At 60.3% G+C, this 3,796-nt stretch carries 3 protein-coding genes and 1 tRNA gene; 1 reads left to right on the top strand and 3 read right to left on the bottom strand.

From position 1 onward, the window contains the following. Positions 1 to 147: 147 nt before the first annotated feature. Together EOL86_12720 and EOL86_12715 are read right to left on the bottom strand one after the other, a co-directional pair. Positions 148 to 1,965: a chloride channel protein gene (locus EOL86_12720; GenBank protein ID NCD26437.1), complete on the bottom strand. Its 1,818-nt coding sequence runs from the start codon at positions 1,963 to 1,965 to the stop codon at positions 148 to 150. A gap of 9 nt (positions 1,966 to 1,974) precedes the next feature. Continuing rightward, complete coding sequence (locus EOL86_12715) at positions 1,975 to 2,916, bottom strand: bifunctional riboflavin kinase/FAD synthetase (GenBank protein ID NCD26436.1); 942 nt, start codon at positions 2,914 to 2,916, stop codon at positions 1,975 to 1,977. A gap of 180 nt (positions 2,917 to 3,096) precedes the next feature. Here EOL86_12715 and EOL86_12710 point away from each other — a divergent pair. After that, positions 3,097 to 3,183 (top strand) — tRNA-Leu (locus EOL86_12710). Positions 3,184 to 3,280: 97 nt separating this feature from the next. Here the strand turns inward: EOL86_12710 and EOL86_12705 are convergent. Beyond that, positions 3,281 to 3,796 (bottom strand): DEAD/DEAH box helicase (locus tag EOL86_12705; GenBank protein NCD26435.1); only part of this gene is annotated, 516 nt, incomplete at its 5' end.

Below are 3,796 nucleotides of genomic sequence, written 5' to 3'. Positions count from 1 at the left end.
GACGACCAGCTGCCCCGTTTCTTCCAGGATGAAACCCTTCCCCCGCACAACGTCGGATGGAATTTCACCGCCGCCGAGTTGCAGGGCGCCAAGGTTTAATCCCGCACCGCGCACCGCATGAAAAAGGGAGGCTTCGGCCTCCCTTTTTCATGCGGTGCCCTTGAGCCGTTTCAAGGTCCGGGCATAGGCCCGGAAGACGTCCTCCCTGGCCAGCAACCCCAGAACCGAGGACGGCCGGTCCGGATCGACCACGGGCAACTCGGGCAAATCGGCTTCCACGAATTTGAGCAGGGCCATGTACAAATCCTCGTCCGGGGTCAGCAAAACAGCTGGCCGGGCGACATCGCCGGCCACGAGCAATTCGGCCAGACAGTCCTCGAAGAGCACCTTGCGTAAATCCTGCACGGCCAACAGACCAACAATGGCGTCGCCCTCGCCCCGAACCGGAAAACACAATTCATTGGAATTGGCGATGATATCCGTCAGGGCGGCAAAATTCGTTCCCGCCTCGACCACGGTCACCCGACCCGGATGATAATGACCGGCCACCCGCTCTTGTTCCAAAATGTTGATGGTCGCGTCGCCGACATGGGCCGGAGACTCGAATTTGTTATCGACCTGGTTGTCGTACAGGTGCACATTCCGGCTTAAAAACAACGCCATGGCCGAGGCCAGCATGAGTGGCGCCAGCAAACCATAGCCCTGGGTCAATTCGCAAACCATGACCAGGGGGCCGATGGGGGCCTTGGCGATGCCCGCGAAAAAGGCGGCCATGCCGACCATGACATACCCGCCCGGCTCGGCCACGACGGATGGAAAAAGGCGCTGGGCCACCTGCCCGACCAAACCGCCGGTCATGCCCCCCACGAACAGGGCCGGAGCAAACATGCCCCCGCTCATGCCCGATCCGATAACCACGGACGTGGCCAAGGTCTTGCCGATCAAAAGCCCGCCCATCGCGGTCAGGGACACCTTGCCCAGGATGGCCAGCTCCAACCACCCGTATCCCCCGCACAACAGTTGCGGAAACGCGTAGCCGATCAAGGCCATGGCGAAGGCGCCCAAACCCATGACCGGGATAAAGCCAAGGCGGTCGGTCAAGGGCCAAAATATCTTGTACTTGATCGCGCGGAAGGTGCGCACGTAAAACCAGCCGGTCACGGCACAGGCAACGCCAAGCAGGGCGTGGATGGGCAGCTCGCGGATATCCGAAAACTCGAAACTTGGAATGCCAAAAATCGGCTCGGCGCCAAAGACAAGGGTAAAAAGGGAATAGGAGACCACCGAGGAGATCACCGAAGGCAAAATGGCCTCGGCCTCGAAGTCTTCCCGGTAAACGACCTCGACGGCGGTCAGGGCCCCGCCCAATGGCGCCCGGAAAATGGCGCCCAGCCCACCGGCCGCCCCGGCCAGAAGCAGCACCCGCCGTTCCTTGGCGGACAGATGCAGCTTGTCGGCCAGCCACGCCCCGCAACCAGCCCCCAGCAGGGAAATTGGGCCCTCGCGCCCGGCGCTGCCACCCGCGCCGATGGTCAGTATGGACGTGCCGACCCGAATCAGCGGTACAAGAGGCTTCAGCCGCCCTTCCTGGTGATGAAATGTCTTGACCATGGTGTCCGTGCCATCCGTGCCGCCATGCCGAGTCGACGGCACGAAACGATGCACCAGATAGCCGGTGATCAGCCCCACGGGCACCAAAAAACAAAACAAGAGCCAGGGACGGTATGGCCCGGCCTCGCCATGGAAAATCTCTTCACCCGCCGGCCCGGGGAGGTGCAGTCCGGCCAACTGGTGCAGCAAAAAAAATTTCAGCCATTCAATTCCGACAAAAAACGCGATCGCCCCGACCCCGGTGATCAGTCCGGCGACAACACCCAGAGCCAACCACTTGATATTCAGAGCCGCGTGAAAATTTCGGAGAAACCAGACATAAACCCGGATCACGGGCTGTAAAAAAGCAGGCAAAACAGAGTCCTAAAGCCGGGCCTCGGCCTGGGACAAAACAATCCGTCCCAGAGCCACGTCCTTGGCGATTTGAGCCTTGAGCTCGTCCAGGCCGGAAAACTTCTTCTCGCCCCGCAACCGCTGCACAAAATGAACGTGCATGGGTTTGCCGTAGAGATCGGCGTGGAGATCCAAAATATGCACCTCCACCGAAAGCACCTCATTGCCGAAGGTCGGATTGTACCCGATGTTGGCCACGGCCGGATGCACGTCCCCGTCCACCTCGGCCCAGCAGCAATACACGCCGGTCTTGGGAAAAAGCTCGTCGTTGAGATGCATATTGGCCGTGGGAAAACCCAAAAGCCGTCCGCCGCGATTCTGCCCATGCACGACCGTCCCGGAAACCCGGTAAAAACGCCCCAGAAGCGGCCGAGCAGCCCAAACATCACCGGCCTCGACCAAGTCTCGGATGCGCGTGGAGCTGACAATGGTCTGATCCATGAGCACGGGTTCCAACTGTTCCACCTCGAATCCGAGTTCCTGGCCCAGCCGGCCCAACAGGGCGTAGTTGCCGCTGCGGCCCTTGCCGAAGGCATAGTCGTAGCCAATGATCAATTCACGCACGCGCAGGCCCCCGACCAGAATACGGCGCACAAATTCTTCGGGGGGCATGGCCGCCAGCGCGGCATTGAATTCCAGACAAAGCAGATGATCGATGCCGAGCTGGGTGATGAGCTCCGTCTTCTGTTCTGGCAGGGTGATGAATGGAGGTGTCTTGCGCCCGGTGAAAAAACGAAGCGGGTGTGGCTCGAAGGTGATGACCACCGACGGCAGACCAAGTTGCAGGGCCCGATCCCGAACGCGACCGAGAAGACGCTGATGCCCGACATGGACTCCGTCGAAATTGCCAATGGTGACGCAGGAGCCGTTTTCCAGGCCGCCGATCTGCTCCGGCCGCGAAACACAATACATGAAAAATCCTCCACGATACAAACTGGGCCTTGCGTCTATACCAAAAGCCCAGGGCCTTCAACAAAGGCCCTTCCCGAAAAAAAAAACACGGCGGCTGCCAACCGCGCCTCTTTTTCCTCGAATCCCAAGAAAACACTTGCCAAGGACATGCGCCTCGCATAAAGACGCTTCTCACGCCGGGCCGAAGTGGTGGAATTGGTAGACACGCTAGGTTCAGGGTCTAGTGGGGGTTCCCCCATGGGAGTTCGAGTCTCCCCTTCGGCACCAAAGGAAATCAAGGGGTTGTAGTTCGCTACAACCCCTTTTTCCGTTTTGGGCCGGCCGCGTGGCGCGGCCGCGCAACAGCCCCGCCCGGCCCGCTCCCTCAGGCCAGAAGCATCTCCAGGTCCTCCCGGGTCAAGGCACCAATGGAGGTCGTGGCGCCGTCCAGAAGGGCGTCGGCCAGGTCTTTTTTCTCCCGCTGCAAATCCAAAACCTTTTCGTCGATGCTGGCCTGGCTGATCAGGCGGTAGGCAAAAACCGTCTTGTCCTGGCCGATGCGGTGCGCCCGGTTCACGGCCTGGGCCTCCACGGCCGGATTCCACCACGGATCCATGATAAAAACGTAGTCGGCGGCGGTCAGGTTGAGCCCCACGCCTCCAGCCTTGAGGCTGATACAGAACACCGGCGGCCCATCCGGGCTCTGGAAGGAGGCGACCCGTTTTTCCCGGGTTTTGAGAGGGGTGCGACCGTCCAAATATTCGTGTTCCACGCCAATTTCCCTGAGCTTTTTGCGGATATGCGCCAGAAAACGGGTGAATTGCGAAAAAATCAGCGCCTTGTGTCCCTCGGCCACCACATCGGCGACCATGGTGGCCAATTCCGCCAGTTTGCCCGAGTC

The sequence above is a fragment of the Deltaproteobacteria bacterium genome, assembly GCA_009930495.1.
Lineage (GTDB): Bacteria > Desulfobacterota > Desulfovibrionia > Desulfovibrionales > Desulfomicrobiaceae > Desulfomicrobium.
Note: the sequence above shows the minus strand (reverse complement) of the source record. Positions and strands in the feature narration are given on the sequence as shown.

Bases quoted from the DNA above. Each gene is read 5' to 3' on its own strand.
- EOL86_12715 (NCD26436.1), bottom strand. From the start codon at position 2,916: ATGTATTGTGTTTCGCGGCCGGAGCAGATCGGCGGCCTGGAAAACGGC.